The organism is Stenotrophomonas sp. 14P6.2.3 (assembly GCF_057799055.1).
This window is the reverse complement of sequence record NZ_JBYOLA010000009.1, coordinates 83,234-107,397: the sequence shown is the minus strand read 5'-3', so window position 1 is coordinate 107,397 and position 24,164 is coordinate 83,234. Positions and strand designations below refer to the sequence as shown.

Below are 24,164 nucleotides of genomic sequence, written 5' to 3'. Positions count from 1 at the left end.
ATGTTGCCAGGACTTGAAATGATGGCGTGCCCGGAAATGGCCGTCTCGATGGACGTGATGCAGCACGTCATCAATGTGGAATCCTCGAGCAACCCCTACGCCATCGGCGTGGTTGGTGGTGCACTGGCGCGCCAGCCCAAGGCGCTGGACGAGGCGCTCGCCACTGTGCGCATGCTGGAGGAGAAGGGTTACAACTTCTCCATCGGCCTTGCCCAGGTCAACCGCTACAACCTGGCCAAATATGGCTTGGACTCCTATGAAAAAGCGTTTCAGCAGTGCCCGAATCTGCAGGCGGGCTCGCGCATTCTTGCCGAGTGCTACAAGCGCTCCGGCAAGGATTGGGGCAAGTCGTTCAGCTGCTACTACTCGGGCAATTTCGAGACCGGTTTCCGTCACGGCTATGTGCAGAAGGTTTATGACTCGATTCGTCGTGGGCAGCAGGTTGCGTCCAATGGCGTGGCGCCCATCGACGTCGTAGCCCGCGGAGAGCGCCGTACCGTCAAGGTCGAACATCATCCGCAGCTCGCCTCCCCGGCGCAGGCGCGGATCGTCGCCCAGGCCAATGGTCCGGTCTATGTGCCGTCCAACGACCCTGCGCGTGCCTATACCGTTTATCCGTCTACCAGCGCTATGGCGCGCGGGAGCCTGGTCAATCTTGCCGATCAGGCATTGTCGCGGGTCGTGCTGGGCTCAGTCGACCGGATGATGCAGCCGCAGGCGCAGCCGGAGAGCGGCTACCCGCAGCAGCAGGGCTATCCGCAGCAGGCTGCTGCAGGGCGGGCGGGTCAGCCGCCGATGATGCCGCAGCAGCTGCCAGGCGCGACGGCAGGCGGCGGCGAAAGCCCAGTGATGCTGCAGCCCTGGGGGCAGCAGGGCGCCTCGGCACCTCCAGGCAACATGTATAACGCGCCGGCGCAGTCCATGCCGGCGCAACAGATTCCCGCAGGGGATGCGGCCTTCGTGTTCTGACGAAGTCGTGGTACGGCCAGTCCCCCGGCTGGTCGATTCAGTTGTGTTAGTCCATCAACAAGGAAATCAATCCATGAAGCGTATCAATATCGACCTCGTCCAGGCCCAGCGCACGCTGAAGACCCTGCTGATGGCTACCCTCTTCGTGGGCGCCGTGTTCGCCCCGCAGGTGTTTGCCGGCGGCGCCACCGACTTCGGTGGTACCGACAAGAAAGTCTGTGGCTTCTTCAACAACATCAATGGGCTGTTGAACATCGCCTCGATCGCCGTGGTGACCATCGCGGTCATCTTCGCCGGCTACCAGATTGCTTTCGCGCACAAGCGCATTGCCGATGTTGCCCCGATCCTGATCGGTGGCGTGCTGATCGGCGCCGCCGGTCAGATCGCCCGCATGCTGCTGGGTGACGGCAGCGATGGCAAGTGTGGTGGTGGTGGCACGACTGGCGGCGGCATGGCACTGCACATCCAGAACGCCATCCTCTACTACAGTGCATAAGAACGTTCTGTTCCGGGGTTGCACGCGCCCAGCGATGTTCCTGGGCGTTCCCTACCTGCCCTTCTTCATGGTGGCAGGTGGGTTGTTGCTGCTCAGCATGTACACGAACTTCTGGTTCCTGCTGACCATTCCGGTTGCCATCTTCATCATGCGGCAGATGGCCAGGCGTGACGAGATGATCTTCCGTCTGTTGGGCCTGCGCCTGATGTTCAAGCTGAGGGTCCGCAACGTCCAGGAACACGATGGCATGTGGGTGTTCAACCCGAATCAGTACCGCAACAAGCCGGCCCGAATGGATTGAGGGCCGGAACGGCCGCGGCGGGAAGCAGTTGCCCGCCGCAGCCACTCCGAATTTTTGTCGGCAGTACCCCATTGGAAGCAGTCGCATGTTCAGCCCAGATACCTCCATCAGCGAATTTGTTCCCCTGTCATCGCATGTAGCCCCGAACGTGGTGAAGACCACGGGCGGCGACTACCTGCTGACCTGGCATCTGGAAGGGCTGCCGTTCGTCGGTCGCGAGGAATGGGAGCTGGAGCATCGCCACAACACTTTCAATCGTCTGCTGCAGACGCTGCGCGCGCCGGATTTCGTCAATGTCGCCTTCTGGGTGCATGACATCCGCCGTCGCCGCACGCTCAAGGGCAAGAGCCAATTCAAACAGCGCTTCAACCAGGATGTGTCCGATCAGTACATGGGCATGTTGTCCTCGCAGCGCATCATGCAGAACGAGCTTTACCTGACGATGATCTATCGTCCGGTGGTGGCCGGTAAGCGCTTCGTGGAAAAGTCCGCGAATGTGGACAGGCTGCGCGCCGAGCAGGAGCAGGCGGTCGAAAAATTGATGGAGCTGGCTGGCAACGTCGAGGCGGTCATCCGCGACTATGCGCCTTACCGCCTGGGCATGTACGAGGCCAAGAATGGCGTGGTGTTCTCTGAGACGCTGGAGCTGTTCGGTTACCTGATCAACCGCATCGATGAGCCGGTACCGGTGCTGTCGGCGCCTGTGAAGGACTATCTGCCAGTCAGCCGGCATATGTTCTCGGCCAAGACCGGCGATTTTGTGATCAACACGCCCAACGGTGCCAATCACTTCGGCGCAATCCTCAATATCAAGGAATACGCCGAGGGGACCTACCCCGGCATCCTGAACGGCCTGAAGTACCTGGATTACGAGTACGTCATTACCCATTCTTTCAGCCCGATGGGGCGCCAAGATGCACTGAAGGTGCTGGACCGTACCAAGGGCATGATGATCTCCTCCGGCGACAAGGCCGTCAGCCAGATCGTCGAGCTCGATCAGGCGATGGATCAGTTGTCCTCTGGCAACTTCGTGCTGGGCGAGTACCACTTCATCATGGCGGTCTACGGCGACAGTCAGGCAAAGCTGTCGCAGAACGTGGCAACGACCCGCGCTGAACTGTCCAATGCCGGCTTCGTCTCCACCAAGGAAGACCTTGCGGTCACCTCGTCGTTCTACTCTCAGATCCCGGCCAACTGGCGCTTCCGTACGCGAATTGCCAATGTCAGCTCCCTGAATTTCCTCGGCTTGTCGCCGCTGCACAATTTCGCCACCGGCAAGCAGCACAACAACCCCTGGGGAGACTGCGTCACTACGCTGCAGACGACCAACGGCCAGCCGTACTACTTCAACTTCCATGCCACCCACCCGTCGGAAAACTCGCTGGGTGAAAAGGCGATCGCCAACACCATGGTGATCGGCAAGTCCGGTACCGGTAAGACCGCCCTGATCAACTTCCTGCTCAGCCAGGTGCAGAAGTACGAACCGTCGCCCACGATCTTCTTCTTCGACAAGGACCGCGGTGCGGAGATTTTCGTGCGCGCCTGCGGCGGCAACTATCTGGCGCTGGAGAACGGTGCGCCAACCGGCTTCAACCCGTTCCAGTGTGAGAACAACGAAGGCAATGTGCAGTTTCTGGCAGACCTGATCAAGGTGCTGGCAGGCAAGCGTGAGTACAGCTCCCGCGAAGAGGAGGATATCTATCGCGCGGTCGAGAGCATGCTCGACACGCCAATGCACCTGCGCAGCATGACCAATTTCCAGAAGAGCCTGCCCAACATGGGTGACGACGGCTTGTACGCGCGCATGCGCCGCTGGACCTCGGGCAATTCGCTGGGCTGGGTGTTCGATAACCCGGTGGATACCGTGGACCTGAGCAAGGCCAACATCATCGGTTTCGATTACACCGACATCATCGACAACCCCGAAGTGCGTGTGCCGGTCATCAACTACCTGCTGCACCGCCTGGAGTCGCTGATCGACGGTCGCCCGCTGATCTATGTGATGGACGAATTCTGGAAGATCCTGGACGGCGAGGGTGGCCTGAAGGAATTCGCCAAGAACAAGCAGAAGACCATCCGTAAGCAGAATGGCCTGGGCATCTTCGCGACGCAGAGCCCGGAAGACGCGCTGAAGAGCGACATCTCGGCGGCACTGATCGAACAGACCGCAACGCTGATTCTGCTGCCCAATCCCAATGCCAGCAAGAGCGACTACATGGAAGGCCTGAAGCTGACCGAGGCCGAGTTCAAGGTGGTCACCGCCTTGGATGAGCGCTCGCGCTGTTTCCTGGTCAAGCAGGGTCACGCTTCCAGCGTATGTCAGCTCAACCTGCGCGGTATGGATGACATTCTGTCGGTGATCTCGGCGTCCACCGACAACATCGACATCATGCACCGCGTATTGCAGACAGCTGCGGTACGCGCACGGGTGACGGTGGATGAATTGACGCCGGAACAGTGGCTTGAAGATTTCTACAAGAATCGAAAGGGCTCGGGCAAGGCTGCCCGCTCGGACGCCGCGTGATTGCGGTAGCAGGGAATTCGAAGATGACTGTTTCGAACACGGAGATTGAAATGAATAACCCGAAGAAGGCTCGTGGTACTGGCCGCGGTCCGCGCCGCTCGCGTCTTGGTGCATTTGTCCTTTCTGGTGCACTGCTGGTCAGCGCACAAAATGCCAACGCAGGCATGCCGGTGATCGACTACACCTCGATCTTGCAGGATTTATACACTTGGCTGGATCAGATTAATGAATACGCCAAAGAAAAGACACGCTGGGATGAAGTCAAACAGCAGATTGATGACGCGCGCTCGCTGTTCAGTGCTATGAGTTTTATGATGAACATGCCGAAGGCGCAGGAGCTGAAGCGTGTGAAGGACAATTATCTGGTGGCAGAGACGTGTGGCCAGGATGCGACGGGACTTAGCCTGACCAATCTTGTCGATGCGGTGGGCTTCAAGCCGACCGCAGATATCAAACAGCAGCAGAAGCAGATCTGCGTGAACATCCGCATGATGCAGAACCGGAAGTTCAATGATTCGATCGATTTCATGACGACTACGTCCGAAGAAATTGAGAAGGCCATGTACGCGAACTTCATGGCGCGCAGGCAGAGCAACCAGAGCGGCAACGTGCAGGCGGCCGACAGTGATGCCAAGCGCCTGGGTAATCAGATTCAGGCACTGTCCCAACAATGGGTGGGGCGCATGCAGGCGTACGACGCCTACATCGCAGTGATGGAAACCAATCAGAACGTGGTCGCTCAGGCCGCACTGAAGGGAGATCCTACGAAGAAGCTTGCGAGCGATCTGGTGCGCACGGCTGCGCTCAAGACCGCCTTGAGCATTGATTGATCGCAGCTGGACCTATGAAGCACCGGCCGGGCAGGGTGTCCGGTCGGAGGCAAGTGGAATCGCCAAAGGATTGTGGAAATGAACATCGCGCTGATTGCCAGCTTTGACTTCTCGGGAGGCCTGCACGAGTTGCTTGGATATGCCGTACGCATCCAATCAATCGGCGACTTCATGTTCTTCCGGCTGATCCTGGAGTTCCTCCAGGACCGTATCAATGACTTTGGCATCAAGCTGCTGGGCAACATGATGAAGTGGGTTGGCTTCATGGCTCTCACCCTCATGACGCTGTGGGTGCTGATCCAGGGATTCCGCATCGTCACAGGGCGCAGCCGAGATTCAATGATGGTGCTGGTTACCAATATGGCGCGTGCCGCGCTGATCGTCAGCGTGGCCACTACCATGGCGATGTTCGGTCAGAACGTGCAGGACTTCCTCAACAAGGATGTGAAGGGGCTGATCTCCCACGTGGTGACCGGTAAGGACGACCCGCCGGAAAAGCAGATCGACCAATCCCTTGCCTGGATGCAGGTCGCCCTGTCCAGCATCGACGCGATCCAGGTGCTGAAGGACGAAAGCCTGCAGGGTCAGAAAACCCAGGCGCAGATCTTCATCGGATTGGGTACCGGTGGTCCAGCGATTACCGCGGGCGCGATGTTGCTGCTGTACCAGATCGCGATGGCACTGTTCATCGGCTTGGGACCACTGTTCATTCTTTGCCTACTGTTCGAGCAGACCAAGCAGTTGTTCCAGCGATGGTTGTTCTACGGAATCGGAACGATGTTCTCGATGGCGGTTCTGGCAGCGATGGTGTCGATCGCGCTGGACATGGTCATCCGCGTTGCAGGTTCGTTCTGGGCGACAGCGTTGGTGGACAAGTATCTGCTTGACGGCGCACTGGCCGACGGCATGACCAGCCAGGCCATGCAACAGGGCGGTATGGGGCTGATTCTCACCACCTTGATCCTGACTGCGCCCCCAATGGCCGCGATGTTCTTCCAGGGCACACTGGGTACCTTCATGGCATATTCGCAGATAGGCGGCGGTGCCGCCGGTGCGCCGAGTTCGGATGGTAGACCGGCGGGTACCTATACGCCGTCGGCTCCGTCTAAGGGTGAGGCGGACAGTGGATCTCGAGATGCTAACGCTAATCTCGGTATGGGGAGGGTTGTCACTCCCCAGCAAACTGGCCCTAGCAAGCAGGACAGTGGCCTCCGTGGAGCCTACTCCGGCGGGCAGTGATCAAGGTTGTAGGCATAGGAATATGGAGTCGAGCAGCATGCAAGCATTGGTCAAGTTCACACTCACTCTTGCTGTCTTCTTTGCCGGCGGATCTGTTGCCTTTGCAGAAGGGGGCTGTCCAGCTGGGCAGTACCCGATCGGTGGGCAAGGTGTTCAGGGCTGCGCGCCGATACCAAGTGCTGGGAGCGGCGGAGGCGATTTGCGCCCGAATGGCCGCTGGACCAAGACGTGGGGCGCAATTTCAATTTCGCCTTCGACTCTTGATGTGGGAACTTCGGTAGGACAAAAATCCAAGGCCGCAGCATTTGCGGAAGCGAAAGCGCGATGCTCCACATACGGCGCGAAAGACTGCGGCGAGAATTTTTCATACAAGAATCAGTGTGTCGCTGCTGCCGCTCCTGCAGGGGGAAGAAGGGGAGGGGTGTATTATTCGACCGCAGCGACCAAAGAGCTTGCCGTTGAGCGAGCGACACAAGCCTGTAAACAAGGTGGTGGCGCAAGCGACGCGTGTGCAGTGTCTTACTCTGATTGTACTGAGCCAACATTTCATAGCTATTGAGCTGGCTGCTAAGTCCCAATTCGTATCTTCCGGCGTATTCGGCGAGAGTGTTGGCAAGATCGCGCTTCGCCGAGCAGTGCGCGCAGACCGGTCACTTCTCAGGAAGCCGGCCTCCGCGGCCTTAATTTGCTTGACGATGAAAATTGTATGAAGAAGATGAAGGCACTCCTTACTCTCTCTCTTCTCGCTTTGTCCTGTGCAGCCTACGCAGAGGGAGGGTGTCCGGCTGGGCAGTATCCAGTTGGAGGGCAGGGTGTTCAAGGCTGCGCCCCGATTCCGGGAGGAGGTGGTGGTGGTGATCTGCAACCGAACGGTCGTTGGATTAAGACCTGGGGAGCGATCTACCAGTCTGACGCTACGGGTGCCATGGGGGCATCTGTTGGGAAGCGAACCAAAGCAGAAGCAGAGAAGGAAGCAAAGGATCGCTGTACTACCTACGGCGCTAGCGACTGTACGGCTTTGATCGCCTATAAGAATCAGTGTGTTGCATATGCATATCCGAAAAAGAGCAGCGCGGGGGGCGAGTTTCTGCCGTGAGGGGGCCAACAAAGGAAGTTGCTTCGACTGAAGTGCTAAAGCTCTGCGCAGCTCGTAACGAAAACCAGTGTGAAGTTCTGTACAGCGATTGCACGGAGCCACTTTTTCACTCTTATTGAGAAGTATGCCTTGGTAAGGGTAGGTTGATGGTTTTCGATGCGTCGCCAGGCTGTAGGGATGGTCGGATGGAGGTGATTGTGCCTCCCCCTTTGTCGTCAATATTTCGGATTATTGTTTCCCTGAATAAGCGAGCCTCAAAGCTGTCGATGATCCTCAGCGCGCTTGCCCGAACTTCTCTCGAGCATCTTGCAGAATCAATTGGTCGGTCTTGGTTGGTTTGCAGTCAGTATGGGTCGCTCCTCCGAATGCTGGATTCTGCATCTAGATGATCAAGATCAATGACCTGTCTTGTCGGTCTGATGGGTGAGGGTCACATGAAGGCGAAGGCACTATTTACCTTGTTTCTTCTCGGTGCCTCGCATGCTGCCTTTGCTGAAGGTGGCTGTCCTGCTGGTCAATATCCCATCGGTGGACAGGGTGTGCAGGGCTGCGCGCCGATTCCGAATGCTGGAAGCGGCGGTGGTGATTTGCGCCCTAATGGGCGATGGATCAAGACTTGGGGGGCAATTTCCATGTCGGACGCTACAGGCAGCATGGGCGCGTCGGTTGGAAAACGCTCCAAGTCAGAGGCGGAGAAGGAGGCGCGGGGTCGCTGCGCAACATACGGCGCCACTGACTGCTCGACAGCTATTACATACAAGAACCAGTGTGTTGCTTACGCGGATCCAGAAAAGGGAAGCAATGGCCGCATTTCCATATCTGCTGGGCCTTCAAAGGAAGTTGCTTCCGCTGAAGTATTGAAGTATTGCGCTTCCAGAGGCGGCGGGACGTGTGTAATTCGTTATACCGACTGCACCGAACCCCTTTTCAAGTCATTCTGATTCACGTGGAGCGGAACGCGCCTGCGCCATCGTATCTGCGCGAAAAATGAAGTGCATTCTTGCCTGCGAGAGGGATGTCTTCGGTCGCAGATAATTTGAGTGGTGTGTCCTGCTAGACGCTGGTTGATGAATTTTTTCGTCGACACATGGGCCACGCATCAGTGTGATTCGTAGGAAAAATCCGATACGTTGCTGATGCAACGCACGGTATCGTAGTGGCTTGGACAAGTTGCGGGCTTGCGCTGCGCTTGTCGGAGCGGTCGTAAGTCTCCATGCCATTCGAAGGAACGAATCATGCAGAATCCCTTTCGTGTAGTGATGCTGGTCGGCGCTCTGGCGCTGGCTTCGTCAGCACACGCCGCCGACAGCTGGGTCATTTACGCCGGTGGCGACATGCCCAACCGTGAAGCGTGGGTAGTCGATGCACAAACGCTCAGCAGCCGCGCGGACCTGGTCGGTTTTCTGCAGCTGCCACGCCGGAAGAGCAGAACGCGTACTTGAAGCAATTGCGCCGCAAGAAACCGCCGAAGCCTGGTGAGCCCCTCTCTGGCCCGGATCCGGTGTACGAGATCCAGGTCAATACGGTTTACGAGAACGCGATCAAGCCGAATCGGCTGATCAGGAAGTACTCGGTGAACTGTGCGCGTAACACCGTGGCTATGAAGATGAGTCTAGTGCAATGGCGCGACCGTGCGATCGAGGATGTCCCACCGGAGAGATTCGATCCGACCAGCGAGGCAGTCGAGCCTTGGCAGGTGCAACTGGTGCGTTTTGCCTGCCTCGTCGGGCCTGACCCCAAGGCGAAAGTGCCGGCGGAAATGATGAAGCGCGGCTTCCTGCCCATCGGTGACGTCGGCCAGTCACCTGCGAATTTCATATGGGGCAATCTGTGGAAGGATGGCACGCGCCCAGCGTTCACCTATCGGCCGACCGACGCCGAAATGGACCGGGCTGAGCGCAGTCTGGAAGCGAATCTGGCGCGTGGCCAGAAGGAGACCAGCCGCGTTCTGGATGAGTCGCTTCGCGCAGCCAACCGCGTGGGCCGCAACAATCTGATGGACATGTGGATCGGCAAGACCGAGCAGGAGTTCGTGCGGACATGGGGCACGCCGGACCGTGTGGAGAATGGGACCGATGGTTCGCGCACCTTGTACCTGCATCGTGGCGAACGCGTTCAGGGGTTGAACGTATACGGGCATGTCGTCAGTGACGTGAACAACCGCTGCGATATCACGGTGCTGACGATGGACGGCTACGTCCGTGACTACGCCACTCAAGGGGCCACGTGCGCGCAGCAGTTGCGCTGATCGTGGCTACAGGCCAAGCCGCCGGGAATCCGGGAAGCCATGAAGCGAATCCACCAAGCTATCTTGTCGTGCCTGCTGCTGGTTGCGGGCTCGCTGCCTTCTACTGCAATGGCTGAAGGCAATTGCCCACAGGGCATGTATCCCATCGGTGGCCAGGGTGTGCAGGGTTGCGCGCCCATCCCCGTGAGCAGCACAGGCTCGCCGTACAGCAATCGCCCCAGCTGGGCGCAGACCGTGCGCGGCGTGGCGATGGATGCCCGCGGCGACACGTTCATCAGCAACTCGATGCGTTCGCGGGGCAAGGCCAAGCGCGCGTCCATGAAGGAGTGCAGGGAATTCGGCAAGGGTGAATGCACGTTGGCGACCCTGTTCCAGGCGCAGTGCGTGGCGGTCGCACACGCAGGGCTGGGTACTGAAACCACTAGCGTCGTCGCAGCCATGTCCGAACAGGGTGCGGTCATTGTCGCGATGCAGCAATGCAGCGCGAAGGCTGCATGGCGGCAGATGCCACAGGATCAATGCAGGATCGCCAACACGGCCTGCACCGCGGATCTGTTCATCAGGTAGGGCACCATTCACGTTAAGCCCAGTTTTTATGTGATCAATTCCGCTTTTCGCTTCTCCCGACCTTCGACGCGGCAAAGCTCCTCGCGGTAAGCTCCCCGCGCGTCATAAAAATGACGCGCCAGTGCCACCGAACGCAGGAGCTTTTCCGTCCAATGAGGACTCTGTCCGCCCGTCCGACGGGTGACGCTTGCCACTATCGCGGCCACGCCGTGCGCGGGGCTATGATCCGCATCTGCGCAGGCGCGGGCGAGCCGGGACACCGCGTTCCGACCGGCCAGGGAGGCGGGCATCGGCAAGACGACATTGAAGGAGTGGGAGGGGATGGAAGACAGGTTTGGCGCACACATGGACGATGCCCTGGCATTTGTTCCATCCGGTGCGAACCTGCTCGAAGCCGTCAGGGGCGAGCTCAACGGCGATGGCATCGAGTACCAGTTGCTGGTCATCGACCAGCCGACGCCGGAAGGGCTGGTGCCCGGCCAGCACGGACCGAACCGGGTGCTGCTGTTGCTGCGCGGTGACGGGCGCGGGCGCTGGCAGCTGGCCGCGCGCAACGACAAGCTTGTGCCGTGTTCTACCCGCGGTGGCCTGGCCGGTGACCCTTTTGCGTATGCAATGGTTGAGGAAGACACCTTCAGCGTGATCACCAACGGCGGCAGCCGCGAGCGCTGGAGCAGCACGTACCGGTTCCGCTATGCATCGGCGGACAAGTCCTGCTGGGTGGATGGGGTGAGACGCAAGGTCGTGGATATCGAGACCGAAGCGACCAACATCCGGGACTTCTCGGTGGCGGAACTGGGCAGGGTGCGGTTCGAGGACTTCGACCCGTCCAGTGTCGCCGAGGTGTCGCTTCCATGAGCCAAGCTCCAACCGGCGGAAAGGAATCCGCGCTGATGAACATCCAGGAGTTGCACTGTGTCGACCGATAGAGAGTCGCAACTGCTGCGGCAGGCGACCAACGCCGGCATCGACTCCCCCCTTGAACTGGCCAATTTCATGGCTCAGGCAGGGCACGAGTCGCGCGGCTTGAGCCGGCTCAACGAGAGCTTCAACTACACCCGGGGCATCTCGCAGATCCCGGTGGAAGCGGCGTGGCGCAATGGCACCGAGGCGCTGGAGTCCGCGCGCCAGGAAGCCCTGCGAGGGCGTCCGGATGACCTGGCCGAGCTGATGTATGGCGGCCGGATGGGCAACGATGCGCCTGGTGATGCGCTGAAGTACCACGGGCGCGGTTATCTGCCGCTGACCGGCAAGGAAAGCTACCAGCGCGCCGGCACTGCGCTGGACCTGGACCTGGTCAATCAACCCGAGCTGGCGTCGCAGCCGGAACATGCAGGACGCATCGCCGTGTGGCAATGGCAGAACCGTGTGCCGGAGCAGGCGCGCGAGGACGTGCGCGAGGCGACCTACGCCATCAACGGCGCCGTCAACGGGGTGGAGGATCGGCTCAAGCGTTTCGAGGCGTGGCAGCAGAAGCTGACCCCTGACGTGATGGACCGGCTTGCCCGCGGCGAAGTGGGTGAGCGCGCACAGCTGCCTGAGCGCCCGCGCGATATGTCCGATCCGGCCCATGCCGGCAACCGGCTGTTCACCGACGCTCGCGGCCATCTACAGCAGATGGGGCCGCAGAGCGGCCTGCGCAGCCAGCAGGAGCTGGACAATACGGCCGGCGCCCTGGCGCTGAGCGCGCAGAAGGCCGGCATGAGTCGCATCGACCACGTGGTGGCCGGTACCGATGGCAGGGCACTGTTTGCGGTGCAGGGCGCCATGGGGGACCCGGCGATGCAGCGCTCGATGGTGGAGCGTGAGGCCGCCGCCCAGCTGCCGTTGGAGCAGAGCAGCCAGCAGTTGGCGGCCGAAGCCTCTTCCCGCCAGGAACAGGCCGCTTCGGTTACCCGCGAGCAGGAGCAGAACCGCCCGCGATCGCTGTAATCTGGGCACCGCCTGCAGGTCGGAGACCGGCGGGCCCATCGCACGACACCGAGCACCCTCGGGTGCCTACATGGATCTCTTTGTAAGGACACAACATGCGAAACACTTTCCTGCGTTCCAACGTGGCCCAGCGTGGTCGCGCTTCGGCACTGTTGCTCTTGCCGCTGGGACTGGCTGCCGCCATGGCCCACGCACAACAGGCACCGGACGCTCCGGCGGCTCCCGCCGTCGAGGAGGCTGTGCCGGCACCGATCGTGGCCGCAGCGGACGCGCAGACGCCCGCTGTCACTGCAACGGATGCTGTTCCTGCACCGGCTCCCGTCGCAGCGCCCGAGCTGATGCCGGCCGTGGTTGCTGCACCTTCGCCGTCCATGCCGCCCGCACCTGCACCGCAGGCGGAACCGGCGACGGGTGTCGCTCCGGAAGCCGTCGCCGCCGAACCTGCCGCGCCAGCACCGGCAGTACCAGCGGCCGACGTTGCTTCCACCAATGCTGCGCCTGTCGCAACAGCCCCTGTCGCAGCCCCGCCGGCTCCCACGCAGGTGCCGGCCCCCGTTGCCGCCGCTGCACAGGTGCCCGGCACCGCACTGGCCATGGCACCCGTCCCACCGCCAGCCCAAGTTGCACCACCCATCATCCCGCTGGCACCGGACCAGGCCGCCGAGCGCCAGCTCGGTGCGCGCTGCCCGGTCGATCTGGCCGGGCGCCTGGCACCGCAGGGCGATCTGATGATCGGTGCCTGCCAGGGCACGCTGCCGCCGCATCTGGCGGCGCTGCTGGTGGCATTGCCTGAGCAGGACATCCACCTGCCGCGCAGCTGGCGCGAGCGTGAGGTGCGCCAGAAGGCATGGTTCAAGGCTGTGGCTGGCATGGGTCAGCGCCCGGACTTCATCGCCCGCCTGGGCGACATCTGGGTGCGCTCGTTTGAAGGTGCGGATGCGTCGACGACCACCTACCTGGTCTCGGCGCCGTTCGACTGTGCCGATGGCGCGCTGTCAAACGAGAACACTGCAGATCCGGTCCGGCTCGCAGCCGGCAATTGCGGGCAGGCCTACGTCCGCCAGCGCGTTTACCTGGTTGGCAGCGACGGCGTGCCGCAGGACATCACTGCGAAGGTAATGCCGGCGGCACCGTCGATCGCCGAGGCCGATCGTGCCCGTCACCGCGCCGGCGAAGGCAAGGTCAGCCTCGACCACAGCAAGTTGCAGTACGGGCCGGCCATGCGCTGGTTCGTGCAGTACCCGGAATCGCCGCAGAAGACCGGTCCGCACAGCTTCAGCGACTGGAACCGTGAGCACCTGGCCTTCGTGGTCTGGAACGGCACCCGCTTCGAGTTGCGCGATACCGTGACGCGCGCTCAGTGGCCGTGCGATCCCGTAGCGCCGGGTGACAAGGCCTGTGGCGGTTTCCCGGACTCCGGCCCGGATGCGTACGTGCTGGCAGGGCCAACGGCGAACTCGGCGGTTTCCAGCCCCTGATCGACCGCAGAAAACAACGGGAGCCAGCAGTGCCGGCTCCCGTTTTCATTCCAGCAATCGTCAGGCGTGCAGGCTGCGCTGGGTCGTCTGGGCCTGTTCCAGCTGCTGCTCGCGCGCCAAGGCCTGGCTGGCAGCCTGCTGGTCGATACGCAGGCTGCTCTGCTCAAGCGGCGTGTTCATCGCACGGGTAGTGTCGACCGACACGCGCAGATGGCCGGGGTCGCCGCCCTGGCCCTGCAGGGCGAAGCTGCGTGACGCGTCGGCACTCATCAGCACCTCGTCGATACGCTGTCCTCCGGCGGCATGCATCTCTGCAGCCAGGGAGCCTGCCAGCTGCGCGCTCATGCCATCGGGCATGCGGCCGACGCGGGCGTCCTGTGCGTGCACGCCGCGCAGGGCGTCGTTGAACAAGGGGTTGCCAGCGTGACCGGCGTCGTCGATGCGCAGCATGCCGAGGGGGAGCCCCTGCCGTTCCGCTTCGCGGCGTGCGGGTTCGCCCGGTTCCAGCGGGCCGCGCAGATGGTCGAAGAGATCCTTCACTCCGCCCGGCAGGCCGCGCGTACCGGTGGTGACGCCACTGCGCAGCAGCTCCATCTTGTCCCGGTATTCGTCGATCATCTTGACGTTGTCGCGCGCCAACGCCTGTGTCTCTGGCCTGCCCAGCACCGAGTCGTCGCCGAGGAAATTGACCAGCTTGTGTGAACCGAAGGAATTGGCGGCCGCGCCCAGTGCGCTGTCGGGAATCAGGATGCGCAGACGGCTGTTGCTGAAGCCCCAATCACCCAGCGTGTCGATCTCCCGGGGCGTGGCGTAAACACGCACCTGGCCGAAGTGCGGCGAGGCAGCACTGACCGGGTCGGCAGCCATGACGTGGTTGACCACGCTGGTGCCGCCTTCGGGGATGCGGTAGCCAAGACTGGCCGCACCATAGGCGTTGAAGGTCTCGCCTTTCAGGTTGTAGTGGTGTGCGCTGATCTGGGCCAGCGCCCCGCCCAGCGAATGGCCGGTGACGGTCACCTCCGGCGCCTGGCCGAGGTCGCGCCCTTCTTTGGCAGCGTAGGCGAGGGCGCGTTGGGTCAGTGCAAGCGCGTCTGCGGCCTGCACGTTGTAGCGGGTGACCACCATGCCGCCGTCGGCAAGAAGGCCATCGCGCGCGATCTGCTCGGTGCCGCGATGGGAGACCACGATCTCCTGCGTGTCCACGCGCTGATAGATCGTGCCTTGATAGCCATTGAAGCGATTGCTGACATGCTCGAGCACTTTGTAGTCATGCCCGTTGAGCGCTACATGCTCTTCCTGCCCGGGGGCGCGGCGACCGACTTTCAGGTCGCGGTAGGCATCGTTGGACAGCGCGGCGTAGTCCTGGCTGTCGAGGGTCACGGCTGCACCTCATCGGCCGTCAACGTGGCAGAGAACAGCGTGTCCTGCAGTTCCGGGCGGAAGCGGCTGGCGTCCTTCTGGCCGGTAGCGCCGTAGTCGGGCAGGTCCGCCACTCGCGGGTAATCGCCCTGCGGATAATGGCGCGTCTCGCTCTGGCCCTTGACGAACGGATCGGCCTCGATGAAAGACAGGAAGCGGGTCTCGCCGTCGGCGCCGGTCGCCTTCAACATCGCACCGGCACCACTGAAAGCCCAATGGCAGACACCGCGGCCGTAGTAGTCCTCGTCGAGCATGCGGTCCAGGTAGATGGTGCCGCGGTACTCGTTGTCGGTGACCCTGCGCAGCGTCACCGGCTCCTGGCTGGTGATGCGTGCCGGAGCGCCGGTGGCCGGCTCGATGTAGCCGCACTGCGCTTCGTTGCTGACGTCGTACTGGGCAACGCCTTCGACCACGGCAAAGCTGCCCGGCGGGTTCTGCAGGCGCAGTACCAACTCATAGGCCTTGCGCGGTGAAGGGTTTAGCTTGGCCAGGCCACGTCCTCCCTGGGCGACATCGGACTCGGCGGAAGCAAGTTCCTGGTTCATGGCGGTCTCCGGGCTGCAGGCGATCAGTAGAAGCAAGACAAGACACGGGAGGGACGTGCGGCGCACGGTCAGCCTCCGGTCGGGGGAGTGAACGCGTTCGCGAAGGGGCACGCAGCGGGCGACGGAGATGCGCACCGCGCTGGCGAGGAAAGACGGGCAATCACGGCATGTCTCCTTTCCTTGGTGACCACGATCCCGAACCCGGGAGGGGTAGATTGCGCGATTCTCGCGGCAAAAAAGTGAAATAGTCGAAATTTTGACGCTATCAACTTGGATTGGATGCGGCGAACTGTGATTCGTATCCGGATTTCACATGTGTAGAGCGGGCGTCAGGCGCTGACTGTTGCTTCCTCGATGCGGGGTGATCCGGGATGATCAAGTTACTCAATCCGTTCCGAAGACATGCCGACGATGCTTTCCATCCGCCCTGAACTGCCCGCAGACACTGCTGGAATCCACTCGCTGACCGAGGCGGCCTTCCGCAACGCACCGCACAGCAGCCACACCGAACACCACATCGTCGATGCATTGCGTGAGCGTGGCGAGTTGAGCATCTCGCTGGTGGCGGAGGATGCCGGCCGACTGGTCGGTCATGTCGCGATTTCCCCGGTCAGTGTGCAGGACGGCAGCCAGGGCTGGTTCGGGCTCGGGCCGATTTCGGTGCTGCCGGAGCAGCAGGGACATGGCGTGGGCACGGCATTGATGCGGGCCGCGATCGAGGCGTTGCGCGTGCAGGGCGCGCGGGGCTGCGTGCTGTTGGGCGAGCCAGGCTATTACGGGCGTTTTGGTTTTCGTGCCGTGCCGGATCTGGTGCTGCCGGGCGTGCCGGCGGAATACTTCCAGACGCTGTGCCTGCAGCCGCCGATGGCGCAGGGCGAGGTACGTTACTCGCCGGCGTTCGACGCGGTCGGTTGATCGGCGGACGGCCGGCGCTCCGGGCGCCGGTCAGCCTTGATGGCGAAGGTGAATGAGGGGATATGGACGACCCTGCGAATCCACCGGCGAGCGGCCGGTTTCAGTGAAACCCATGCGCTGATAGAAGCCCACAGCCTGTGCATTCTGCGCATTGACGTCGGTGGTCAGTTGCGGGTGCCGGGCCACCGCATGCAGCAGCAACTGGCGGCCGATGCCGGTTCCGCGCACGTCGGGATCGATGAACAACGCTTCCATGTGCGAGCCGTCGATCAGCATGAAACCCTGCGGCCGGTCTTGGTCGTCGACTGCCACGACCAGCGGGGCGTGCGGCAGGAAGCCGGCGACTTCGGCGTCGATGGCCTGGCGGTCTTCGGCACTGAGGAAGTCATGGGTGGCGTCGACGGCCCGGCGCCAGAGGTCGACGAGAGCGTCGCCATCGGTAGCGCGGGAAGGGCGCAGGGTGGTCATGGGCATGTCCAAGGTGCTTCGCAAGTGCACGCAAGTATAGCGGCCGGAACTGGAGGGAAGATGCCGTTTGGAGGCGGCCTGCGAGGCGCTGTCGACTTGGTCACAGAGGCCTGCGCTACACTGCGGTCGCGCTGAACTGTTCGAATTCGAGAACCGCCATGACCGACACCCTGGGCGTGCCCGTGCACGACGCCGACGAGCACTGGATGCGTCACGCGTTGGCATTGGCCGAACGCGCACAGCGTGAGTTCGACGAGATCCCGGTCGGCGCGGTGCTGGTGGGCGCAGACGGTCAGCTGCTGGGCGAGGGCTGGAACCTCAACATTGCCTCGCACGATCCCAGTGCGCATGCCGAGATCGTGGCCATGCGCGAGGGCGGGCGGATGCTGGCCAATCACCGCCTGATCGGCAGCACCCTGTATGTCACCCTGGAGCCGTGCGCGATGTGCGCGATGGCGATCGTGCATGCCCGTGTGGCGCGCCTGGTCTACGGTGCCAGCGATCCCAAGACGGGTGCCTGTGGCAGCGTGTTCGATCTGGTCGGTGATGCCCGCCACAATCACCGGGTCGAGGTCCATGCCGGCGTGCTGGCCAAGGAGGCGAGCAACCGCCTGACCAACTATTTCCGGGCCAAGCGCGGCAAGCCGCCGCTGCTGCTGGAGGACCACGCTGGCGAGGGCTGAGTGGCGAAAGGGTATGATGGCCGCCACTTTCCTTTACCGGCCGGCCTCGTGCCTGCCCAGCAACGAGGCGACACGATGGCAGAGAACGGCGCGGCCAACGAGCGACTGATCTGGATCGACCTGGAAATGACCGGGTTGGATACCGACAACGATTCGATCATCGAGATCGCCACCGTGGTCACCGATGCCCAGCTCAACGTGCTGGCCGAGGGCCCGGAGTTCGCCATCCACCATCCGCTGGAAACACTGGAAGCGATGGACGAGTGGAACCGCAACCAGCATCGTCGTTCGGGCCTGTGGCAGCGTGTCATCGACAGCACCACGACGCTCGGCCAGGCCGAAGCGCAGACAGTCGCCTTCCTGGCGCAGTGGATTCCGGCCGGCGTGTCGCCGATGTCGGGCAACTCCATCTGCCAGGACCGCCGCTTCCTGCACCGGCAGATGCCGCGGCTGGAGAAGTACTTCCACTACCGAAACCTGGACGTGTCCACGGTGAAGGAACTGGCCAAGCGCTGGGCGCCGACCGTGGCCGCTGGCGTGGGCAAGAACAGCAACCACACCGCGCTGAGCGATGTGCACGATTCGATCAACGAACTGCGCCACTACCGCCAGTTCATGGGCGCACTGTCGGGCCTGCCGACCCCTTGATGGGTAGTGCCGGCCGCTGGCCGGCAACCCTGCGGCGCAGGTGAGGATCAGGTGCTGCCGGCCAACGGCCGGCACTACGCTGCGTTCAACTCCGCGGCGCTATGATCGGCCGCATGAATGACCCCATCCTGCTGCCCCGTGATATCGCCCACGACGCCGGCGACTGGTCTGACCTGCAGCGGGCGGTTGCCTTGCTCGAGGCACCCACGATCACCGCACGCATGGCCAACCTGGTCGGGACGCCGCTGGAGTTCGCGGTGAAGGCGCTTCCCACCTCGGTGTCCAACCGCATCCACGGCGCGGTGCAGGCGGCGTTGTCCAAATCCGTGCAGGCCGCGCTGTGGAGCATGGACAACACTCCTGGCAAGGGAGCCTCGACACGTTGGCACAAGCTGGCGGCGGCGACGTCGGGCGCGGTTGGTGGTGCGTTCGGCTTTGCCGCGCTGTTCATCGAGTTGCCAGTGTCGACCACGATCATGATGCGCGCGGTGGCCGATGTGGCCCGCAGCGAAGGCTTCGATCTATCGCAGTTCAGTACCCGCCAGGCCTGCCTGGAGGTGTTCGCACTGGGCGGCAATTCGCCGCGCGACGATGCCAGCGAGACCGGCTACTACCTGGCCCGTGGCTTCACCACCGATGTGATGCGCCACCTGTCGGCCGAACTGGCCGGGCGCGTGGTGACGGGACGCGACCTGACCCTGGGCGTGGCGCCGAAGGAAGCCGGCAAGCTGCTGGCCAAGCTGGTGGAAAAGGTCGCCGCGCGCTTCGGTGTGGTGATCACCGAGAAGTTTGCCGCGCAGGCGGTGCCGATCGTCGGTGCGGCAGCCGGCGCCACGCTCAATACCATGTTCACCGACTACTACCAGGACATGGCCCGTGGCCATTTCATCGTGCGCCGGCTGGAGCTGAAGTACGGCGAGGAAGTGGTGCGCACCTGCTATGACCGCATCGCGCACGGCGGGGTGTTGATCGAGCCGACGTTGTAATCCACGCCATGCGTGGAGGCGGCATCGTTGCCTCGGCGGCACAACTGTTTTGCACGAACGCGCCTGTTGCGCGCGCAGCGCCATCCCCATCCTTGCCGGCAATCCCCCGCAAGAGAATGCCGCCATGTTGTTCACCCCCCACCGCCTGGGCGCGCTGACGCTGCCCAACCGCATCGTGATGCCGCCGATGACCCGCTCGCGTGCGGCTGCCGGCAATGTCGCCACCGCAGAGATGGCCGAGTACTACGCCCAGCGTGCCGGTGCCGGCCTGATCGTCAGCGAAGGCACCCAGATCAGCCCGCAGGGCCAGGGCTATGCCTGGACCCCTGGCATCCACAGCGAAGCGCAGGTGCAGGGCTGGCGCAGGGTCACCGATGCCGTGCACGCGGCCGGTGGTCGCATCTATGCCCAGCTCTGGCATGTAGGCCGGGTGTCCCATGTTGCTCTGCAGCCGGACGGCGCGGCGCCGGTCTCTTCCTCGGCACTGCTGGCCGAAGGGGTGAAGGTCTTTGTCGACCCCACCGGCGCCGGTCCGGAATCCGGCGTGGGCGAGATGATCCAGCACTCGATGCCGCGCGCGCTGGGTGAGGACGAGATCCCGGGCATCGTGGCCGACTATGCGCAGGCGACCCGCAATGCACTGGCCGCTGGCTTTGATGGCGTTGAGTTGCACGGTGCCAACGGCTACCTGATCAACCAGTTCATCGACTCGCAGGCCAATCAGCGTACCGATGGCTACGGCGGCGCGCTGCAGAATCGCCTGCGCTTTCTGCGCGAGGTGGTGCAGGCGGTGGTCGATGTCGCTGGCGGCGAGCGTGTCGGCGTGCGTCTGGCGCCGTTGACCACGCTGCAGGGGGCGGTGGACGACACCCCGCAGGCGACCTATCTGGCTGCCGCGCACCTGCTGGGCGAGCTGGGTGTGGGCTACCTGCACATCGCCGAGGCCGACTGGGAGGATGCGCCGTTGATGCCGGTGGCGTTCAAGCAGGCACTGCGGATGATCTATCCGGGCACGCTGATCTACGCCGGCAAGTACACCGCCGAGCGTGCCGGGCGGGCGCTGGCGGAAGGCTGGGCCGACCTGATCGGCTTCGGCCGGCCGTTCATCGCCAACCCGGATCTGCCTGAGCGCCTGCGCGTGGGCGCGGAGCTGAATCTTCCTGATCGCGCGACGTACTTCGGCGGTGGCGCGGTCGGATTTACCGATTATCCGACGCTGGAAGAGGCGGCATTTGCCTGATGCCGGTAGTGCCGGCCGCTGGCCGGCATTTCAGGGAAATCCGCATCATGGAGGTTGCCGGCCAGCGGCCGGCACTACCGGAGTGCGGGCGTTGGTAGTGCCGGCCGCTGGCCGGCATCCCGGGGACGGATCAGGGCCTGTCGCGCACCAGCGCGTCTGCCTCGACCACGCCGCCATCCTTGCCATGCAGGTACAGGTGCATGTCCTGCTGCGGATACGGGATGTTGATGCCGGCCTTGTCGTAGCCCAGCTTGATCTGCTCCAGCAGGGTGACCTTGGTGCCGAAGTGATCGGCCGATTTCACGTAGCAGCGGATGCCCAGGTTGATCGCGTGCGCACCCAACTCGTACACCACCACGTCCGGTGCGGGCGTCTGCAGCACGCGCGGGTCGGCCTTCATCAGCGCCAGTGCGGTATCGCGGGCCAGCTGGATGTTGTCTTCGTAACCGATGCCCACCACCAGTTCGACGCGGCGGGTGGGCTCTGCCGTAAGGTTGATGATCGGTGCGGCGGTGATCAGCGTGTTCGGAATGGTGGTGTGCTGGTTGTCGGCACCGGTGATCACGGTCTGGAAAATGCGTACTTCGCGCACGGTGCCGGTCTGCCCGGCGATGGTCACCACGTCGCCCACGCGGAACGGGCGCAGGGTCACCAGCATCACGCCCGAGGCAATGTTCGACAGCGAATCCTTCAGTGCCAGGCCAACGGCCAGACCGGCGGTGCCGAGCACGGCCAGCAGCGGAGTGATCCTTACGCCGAGCGTATCGATGGCCAGCAGCACTACGATCACCAGCGAGGTGGCGTACACCACGTTGCGCAGGAAGTTGCCCAGCATCGGGTCCATGCCCATGCGCGTGGTCGCGCGCGGCATCGCATTGGACAGTCGGCGTGCGACCCACATCCCGACCAGAAACACGACGATGGCAGCGAGCAACGGCACGCCGTAGGTTTCCAGCAGACGCTCCCAGTCGAGCGAATGGAACCAGGACGTCGTGGCGGGCGAGGGTGGGGCAGCGGCGATCATGCGGACTCCTTTTGCAACGGGAACATGTACGACAGGAACATGGCGTGCGCGGACGCCAGAAACAGCAAGCCCCGCGAAGGCGGGGCTTGCGTGCAACTTCAGTATGGGCCGACGTCGATGAAAGCGACGTCAGCCATCAAGCATCAACGGCTCAACCCTTGGCCTTCAACTTGGCCAGACGCAGCCAGGTATCGACCACAGTGTCCGGGTTCAGCGACACCGACTCGATGCCTTCCTGCATCAACCACTCTGCCAGATCCGGATGATCGGACGGGCCCTGGCCGCAGATGCCGACGTACTTGCCCTTGGCACGTGCGGACTTGATCGCCATCGACAGCAGCTTCTTCACCGCCGGGTTCCGCTCATCGAACAGGTGCGCGACGATCGACGAGTCGCGATCCAGGCCCAGGGTCAGCTGGGTCAGGTCGTTGGAGCCGATCGAGAAGCCGTCGAAGATTTCCAGGAATTCATCGGCGAGCAGTGCGTTGGACGGCACTTCGCACATCATGATGATCTTCAGGCCGTTCTCGCCCTGCTTCAGGCCATTCTGTTCGAGCACCTCGACGACCTTGCGGCCTTCTTCCAGGGTGCGCACGAACGGGATCATGACCCACAGGTTGTCCAGGCCCATCTCGTTGCGCACGCGCAGCACGGCTTTGCACTCCAGCGCGAAGGCAGCCGAGAAGCTCGGATCGACGTAACGGCTGGCGCCGCGGAAGCCGATCATCGGGTTCTCTTCGTGCGGCTCGTAGCCGCTGCCGCCGATCAGGTTGGCGTACTCGTTGGACTTGAAGTCCGACAGGCGCACGATCACCGGATTCGGTGCGACCGAGGCAGTGAGGGTGGCGATGCCTTCGGCCAGACGGTCCACGTAGAAGCCGACCGGATCGGAATAACCGGCGATCTTCTCGTCGATCTTCTTCTTCGTCGCGGCGTCCTGGCGGTCGTATTCCAGCAGCGCGTTGGGGTGGATGCCGATGTGGCTGGCGATGATCATTTCCAGGCGAGCCAGGCCGATGCCGGCATTCGGCAGCTGGCCGAAGTCGAAGGCACGTTCCGGGTTGGCCACGTTCATCATGATCTTCAACGGTGCCGGCGGCATGTTGCCCAGATCGGTGGTGGTGCGCTCGAAACCGAGCTTGCCTTCGTAGATGAAGCCGGTATCGCCTTCAGCGCAGCTGACGGTGACCAGCTGGCCATCTTCAATGACCTTGGTCGCGTTGCCCGAACCGACCACGGCCGGCACGCCCAGCTCGCGGGCGATGATCGCGGCGTGGCAGGTACGGCCACCGCGGTTGGTGACGATCGCCGATGCGCGCTTCATCACCGGCTCCCAATCGGGATCGGTCATGTCGGCGATCAGCACGTCGCCCGGCTGCACGCGGTTCATGTCTTCCAGCGTCTTCACCACGCGGGCCACGCCAGCACCGATCTTGGCGCCGACGGCGCGGCCTTCGGCGAGAACGTTGCCACCCTTTTCGGTCAGCGCGAAACGCTCGATCTGGGTGGCATGGCTGCGCGACTTCACGGTTTCCGGGCGCGCCTGCACGATGAACAGCTTGCCGCTGACACCGTCCTTGGCCCACTCGATATCCATCGGGCGGCCGTAGTGCTTTTCGATGGTCAGTGCCTGGCGCGACAGTTCGGCCACGTCTTCATCGTTGATCGAGAAGGTGGTGCGCAGTTCGGCCGGGGTGTCCTCGATCCTGACGCGCTCGCCGGGGACATCCGAATACACCATGCGGATCGCCTTGCTGCCGAGCGAACGGCGCAGGATCGCCGGCTTGCCGGCCTGCAGGGTGGGCTTGTAGACGTAGAACTCGTCGGGGTTGACCGCGCCCTGCACGACCATTTCGCCCAGACCGAACGAGGAGGTGACGAACACCACGTCGCGGAAGCCGGATTCGGTGTCCAGGGTGAACAGCACGCCGGACGAACCCACGCCCGAACGCACCATCAGCTGCACGCCCGCCGACAGGAACACGTCTTCGTGCTTGAAGCCGTGGTGCACGCGGTAGGCGATGGCACGGTCGTTGTACAGAGAGGCGAACACTTCCTTGACCTTGTGCACGACATCGTCGGCACCAGTGACGTTGAGGAAGGTTTCCTGCTGACCGGCGAAGGAGGCATCGGGCAGATCTTCGGCGGTGGCCGAAGAACGCACGGCTACGGCCACGTCGCCGCCACCGTTGTCGGCGCTCAGCTTGGCGTAGGCGCTGCGGATGTCCTGGTCCAGCTGCGGCTGCAGCGGCGCATCGATCACCCAGCTGCGGATTTCCTTGCCGGCCGCGGTCAGCGCGGTGACGTCCTCGACGTCCAGCGTGGCCAGCTTGTCGAAGATGCGCTTGGACAGGTCGTTGTGCGCGATGAAGTCCTTGAAGGCTTCAGACGTGGTCGCATAACCTCCAGGAACGGAGACGCCCAGACCGGCCAGGTTGCCGATCATCTCGCCCAGCGAGGAATTCTTGCCGCCTACGCGGGCCAGGTCGGCCAGACGCAGTTCGTGCAACCACAGGATGTTCTCGTTCAAGCGCGATGCTCCGTTTGGCCATCGCC

The 24,164-nt window shown here is 62.8% G+C and carries 25 protein-coding genes; 20 read left to right on the top strand and 5 right to left on the bottom strand.

Annotated elements, in window-relative coordinates; genetic code table 11:
- The 15 genes from AC27VL_RS09635 to AC27VL_RS09565 all read left to right on the top strand — a co-directional run bounded on the left by AC27VL_RS09635 (position 1) and on the right by AC27VL_RS09565 (position 13,680).
- Positions 1-969: a lytic transglycosylase domain-containing protein gene (locus AC27VL_RS09635; protein WP_100552884.1), complete on the top strand. Its 969-nt coding sequence runs from the start codon at positions 1-3 to the stop codon at positions 967-969.
- A 73-nt stretch (positions 970-1,042) separates the two neighbouring features.
- The gene (locus AC27VL_RS09630; RefSeq protein WP_100552883.1) at positions 1,043-1,465 is read left to right on the top strand and encodes a TrbC/VirB2 family protein; all 423 of its coding nucleotides are present in this window, start codon (positions 1,043-1,045) and stop codon (positions 1,463-1,465) included.
- Positions 1,458-1,766, top strand: coding sequence for a VirB3 family type IV secretion system protein (locus tag AC27VL_RS09625; RefSeq protein WP_100552882.1), 309 nt, complete (start codon positions 1,458-1,460; stop codon positions 1,764-1,766). The genes AC27VL_RS09630 and AC27VL_RS09625 overlap by 8 nt, the downstream gene beginning before the upstream one ends.
- Positions 1,767-1,851: 85 nt before the next feature.
- Entirely contained in the window at positions 1,852-4,290 is a 2,439-nt protein-coding gene (locus AC27VL_RS09620) for a VirB4 family type IV secretion/conjugal transfer ATPase (protein WP_100552881.1), read from the top strand.
- A gap of 23 nt (positions 4,291-4,313) precedes the next feature.
- Positions 4,314-5,120 (top strand): hypothetical protein, encoded by an 807-nt coding sequence (locus tag AC27VL_RS09615; RefSeq protein WP_133120084.1) that lies wholly within the window; start codon positions 4,314-4,316, stop codon positions 5,118-5,120.
- 78 nt (positions 5,121-5,198) lie between these two features.
- Entirely contained in the window at positions 5,199-6,359 is a 1,161-nt protein-coding gene (locus AC27VL_RS09610; RefSeq protein WP_100552879.1) for a TrbL/VirB6 family protein, read from the top strand.
- Between the two features lie 37 nt (positions 6,360-6,396).
- Positions 6,397-6,918: a DUF4189 domain-containing protein gene (locus AC27VL_RS09605; RefSeq protein WP_100552878.1), complete on the top strand. Its 522-nt coding sequence runs from the start codon at positions 6,397-6,399 to the stop codon at positions 6,916-6,918.
- 147 nt (positions 6,919-7,065) lie between these two features.
- Positions 7,066-7,455 carry a DUF4189 domain-containing protein gene (locus AC27VL_RS09600; protein WP_488766129.1) on the top strand — a complete coding sequence of 130 codons (390 nt, stop codon included), beginning with the start codon at positions 7,066-7,068 and terminating at the stop codon, positions 7,453-7,455.
- Positions 7,456-7,853: 398 nt separating this feature from the next.
- Positions 7,854-8,396 (top strand): DUF4189 domain-containing protein, encoded by a 543-nt coding sequence (locus tag AC27VL_RS09595; RefSeq protein WP_488766127.1) that lies wholly within the window; start codon positions 7,854-7,856, stop codon positions 8,394-8,396.
- A gap of 294 nt (positions 8,397-8,690) precedes the next feature.
- Entirely contained in the window at positions 8,691-8,897 is a 207-nt protein-coding gene (locus AC27VL_RS09590; RefSeq protein WP_488766125.1) for a hypothetical protein, read from the top strand.
- Positions 8,894-9,703: a hypothetical protein gene (locus tag AC27VL_RS09585; RefSeq protein WP_488766124.1), complete on the top strand. Its 810-nt coding sequence runs from the start codon at positions 8,894-8,896 to the stop codon at positions 9,701-9,703. The genes AC27VL_RS09590 and AC27VL_RS09585 overlap by 4 nt, the downstream gene beginning before the upstream one ends.
- Positions 9,704-9,742: 39 nt before the next feature.
- Positions 9,743-10,270, top strand: coding sequence for a DUF4189 domain-containing protein (locus AC27VL_RS09580; RefSeq protein ID WP_100552876.1), 528 nt, complete (start codon positions 9,743-9,745; stop codon positions 10,268-10,270).
- 321 nt (positions 10,271-10,591) lie between these two features.
- A complete protein-coding gene (locus AC27VL_RS09575) occupies positions 10,592-11,128 on the top strand; it encodes a hypothetical protein (RefSeq protein ID WP_100552875.1) in 537 nt (178 codons plus the stop codon).
- A gap of 57 nt (positions 11,129-11,185) precedes the next feature.
- Complete coding sequence (locus tag AC27VL_RS09570) at positions 11,186-12,202, top strand: XVIPCD domain-containing protein (protein ID WP_100552874.1); 1,017 nt, start codon at positions 11,186-11,188, stop codon at positions 12,200-12,202.
- Between the two features lie 95 nt (positions 12,203-12,297).
- On the top strand, positions 12,298-13,680 hold the full coding sequence (locus AC27VL_RS09565) for a hypothetical protein (protein ID WP_223880110.1): 1,383 nt from the start codon (positions 12,298-12,300) through the stop codon (positions 13,678-13,680).
- A 60-nt stretch (positions 13,681-13,740) separates the two neighbouring features.
- On the opposite strand, the gene AC27VL_RS09560 is transcribed toward AC27VL_RS09565, so the two are convergent.
- Together AC27VL_RS09560 and AC27VL_RS09555 are read right to left on the bottom strand one after the other, a co-directional pair.
- Positions 13,741-15,060, bottom strand: a complete 1,320-nt coding sequence (locus tag AC27VL_RS09560) for an XVIPCD domain-containing protein (RefSeq protein WP_100552873.1) — start codon at positions 15,058-15,060, stop codon at positions 13,741-13,743.
- Complete coding sequence (locus AC27VL_RS09555) at positions 15,057-15,710, bottom strand: hypothetical protein (RefSeq protein ID WP_100552872.1); 654 nt, start codon at positions 15,708-15,710, stop codon at positions 15,057-15,059. The genes AC27VL_RS09560 and AC27VL_RS09555 overlap by 4 nt, the downstream gene beginning before the upstream one ends.
- A 345-nt stretch (positions 15,711-16,055) precedes the next feature.
- On the opposite strand from AC27VL_RS09555, the gene AC27VL_RS09550 reads away from it, so the two are divergent.
- On the top strand, positions 16,056-16,559 hold the full coding sequence (locus AC27VL_RS09550) for a GNAT family N-acetyltransferase (RefSeq protein WP_100554143.1): 504 nt from the start codon (positions 16,056-16,058) through the stop codon (positions 16,557-16,559).
- Between the two features lie 30 nt (positions 16,560-16,589).
- Here the strand turns inward: AC27VL_RS09550 and AC27VL_RS09545 are convergent, their stop codons facing one another.
- Positions 16,590-17,027 (bottom strand): acetyltransferase, encoded by a 438-nt coding sequence (locus AC27VL_RS09545; protein WP_100552871.1) that lies wholly within the window; start codon positions 17,025-17,027, stop codon positions 16,590-16,592.
- 158 nt (positions 17,028-17,185) lie between these two features.
- Here AC27VL_RS09545 and tadA point away from each other — a divergent pair, with 158 nt between their 5' ends.
- From tadA to AC27VL_RS09525, 4 genes are all read left to right on the top strand, one after another.
- On the top strand, positions 17,186-17,710 hold the full coding sequence (gene tadA, locus AC27VL_RS09540) for a tRNA adenosine(34) deaminase TadA (RefSeq protein WP_108266414.1): 525 nt from the start codon (positions 17,186-17,188) through the stop codon (positions 17,708-17,710).
- 75 nt (positions 17,711-17,785) lie between these two features.
- Positions 17,786-18,358, top strand: coding sequence for an oligoribonuclease (orn, locus tag AC27VL_RS09535; RefSeq protein ID WP_100460358.1), 573 nt, complete (start codon positions 17,786-17,788; stop codon positions 18,356-18,358).
- Between the two features lie 113 nt (positions 18,359-18,471).
- A complete protein-coding gene (locus AC27VL_RS09530; protein WP_100554142.1) occupies positions 18,472-19,344 on the top strand; it encodes an EcsC family protein in 873 nt (290 codons plus the stop codon).
- Between the two features lie 124 nt (positions 19,345-19,468).
- Complete coding sequence (locus AC27VL_RS09525; RefSeq protein ID WP_488766119.1) at positions 19,469-20,584, top strand: alkene reductase; 1,116 nt, start codon at positions 19,469-19,471, stop codon at positions 20,582-20,584.
- A gap of 130 nt (positions 20,585-20,714) precedes the next feature.
- Here AC27VL_RS09525 and AC27VL_RS09520 read toward each other — a convergent pair whose 3' ends face one another.
- Both AC27VL_RS09520 and ppsA read right to left on the bottom strand, forming a co-directional pair.
- Positions 20,715-21,608: a mechanosensitive ion channel family protein gene (locus tag AC27VL_RS09520; RefSeq protein ID WP_100552868.1), complete on the bottom strand. Its 894-nt coding sequence runs from the start codon at positions 21,606-21,608 to the stop codon at positions 20,715-20,717.
- A gap of 151 nt (positions 21,609-21,759) precedes the next feature.
- Positions 21,760-24,138, bottom strand: coding sequence for a phosphoenolpyruvate synthase (gene ppsA / locus AC27VL_RS09515; RefSeq protein ID WP_089236005.1), 2,379 nt, complete (start codon positions 24,136-24,138; stop codon positions 21,760-21,762).
- Positions 24,139-24,164: the final 26 nt, after the last annotated feature.

Bases quoted from the DNA above. Each gene is read 5' to 3' on its own strand.
- tadA (WP_108266414.1), top strand. From the start codon at position 17,186: ATGACCGACACCCTGGGCGTGCCCGTGCACGACGCCGACGAGCACTGG.
- AC27VL_RS09520 (WP_100552868.1), bottom strand. From the start codon at position 21,608: ATGATCGCCGCTGCCCCACCCTCGCCCGCCACGACGTCCTGGTTCCAT.
- orn (WP_100460358.1), top strand. From the start codon at position 17,786: ATGGCAGAGAACGGCGCGGCCAACGAGCGACTGATCTGGATCGACCTG.
- AC27VL_RS09530 (WP_100554142.1), top strand. From the start codon at position 18,472: ATGAATGACCCCATCCTGCTGCCCCGTGATATCGCCCACGACGCCGGC.
- AC27VL_RS09565 (WP_223880110.1), top strand. From the start codon at position 12,298: ATGCGAAACACTTTCCTGCGTTCCAACGTGGCCCAGCGTGGTCGCGCT.
- AC27VL_RS09620 (WP_100552881.1), top strand. From the start codon at position 1,852: ATGTTCAGCCCAGATACCTCCATCAGCGAATTTGTTCCCCTGTCATCG.
- AC27VL_RS09615 (WP_133120084.1), top strand. From the start codon at position 4,314: ATGACTGTTTCGAACACGGAGATTGAAATGAATAACCCGAAGAAGGCT.
- AC27VL_RS09635 (WP_100552884.1), top strand. From the start codon at position 1: ATGTTGCCAGGACTTGAAATGATGGCGTGCCCGGAAATGGCCGTCTCG.
- AC27VL_RS09525 (WP_488766119.1), top strand. From the start codon at position 19,469: ATGTTGTTCACCCCCCACCGCCTGGGCGCGCTGACGCTGCCCAACCGC.
- AC27VL_RS09590 (WP_488766125.1), top strand. From the start codon at position 8,691: ATGCAGAATCCCTTTCGTGTAGTGATGCTGGTCGGCGCTCTGGCGCTG.
- AC27VL_RS09575 (WP_100552875.1), top strand. From the start codon at position 10,592: ATGGAAGACAGGTTTGGCGCACACATGGACGATGCCCTGGCATTTGTT.
- AC27VL_RS09545 (WP_100552871.1), bottom strand. From the start codon at position 17,027: ATGACCACCCTGCGCCCTTCCCGCGCTACCGATGGCGACGCTCTCGTC.
- AC27VL_RS09605 (WP_100552878.1), top strand. From the start codon at position 6,397: ATGCAAGCATTGGTCAAGTTCACACTCACTCTTGCTGTCTTCTTTGCC.
- AC27VL_RS09580 (WP_100552876.1), top strand. From the start codon at position 9,743: ATGAAGCGAATCCACCAAGCTATCTTGTCGTGCCTGCTGCTGGTTGCG.
- AC27VL_RS09595 (WP_488766127.1), top strand. From the start codon at position 7,854: ATGACCTGTCTTGTCGGTCTGATGGGTGAGGGTCACATGAAGGCGAAG.
- AC27VL_RS09550 (WP_100554143.1), top strand. From the start codon at position 16,056: ATGCTTTCCATCCGCCCTGAACTGCCCGCAGACACTGCTGGAATCCAC.
- AC27VL_RS09600 (WP_488766129.1), top strand. From the start codon at position 7,066: ATGAAGAAGATGAAGGCACTCCTTACTCTCTCTCTTCTCGCTTTGTCC.
- AC27VL_RS09610 (WP_100552879.1), top strand. From the start codon at position 5,199: ATGAACATCGCGCTGATTGCCAGCTTTGACTTCTCGGGAGGCCTGCAC.
- AC27VL_RS09630 (WP_100552883.1), top strand. From the start codon at position 1,043: ATGAAGCGTATCAATATCGACCTCGTCCAGGCCCAGCGCACGCTGAAG.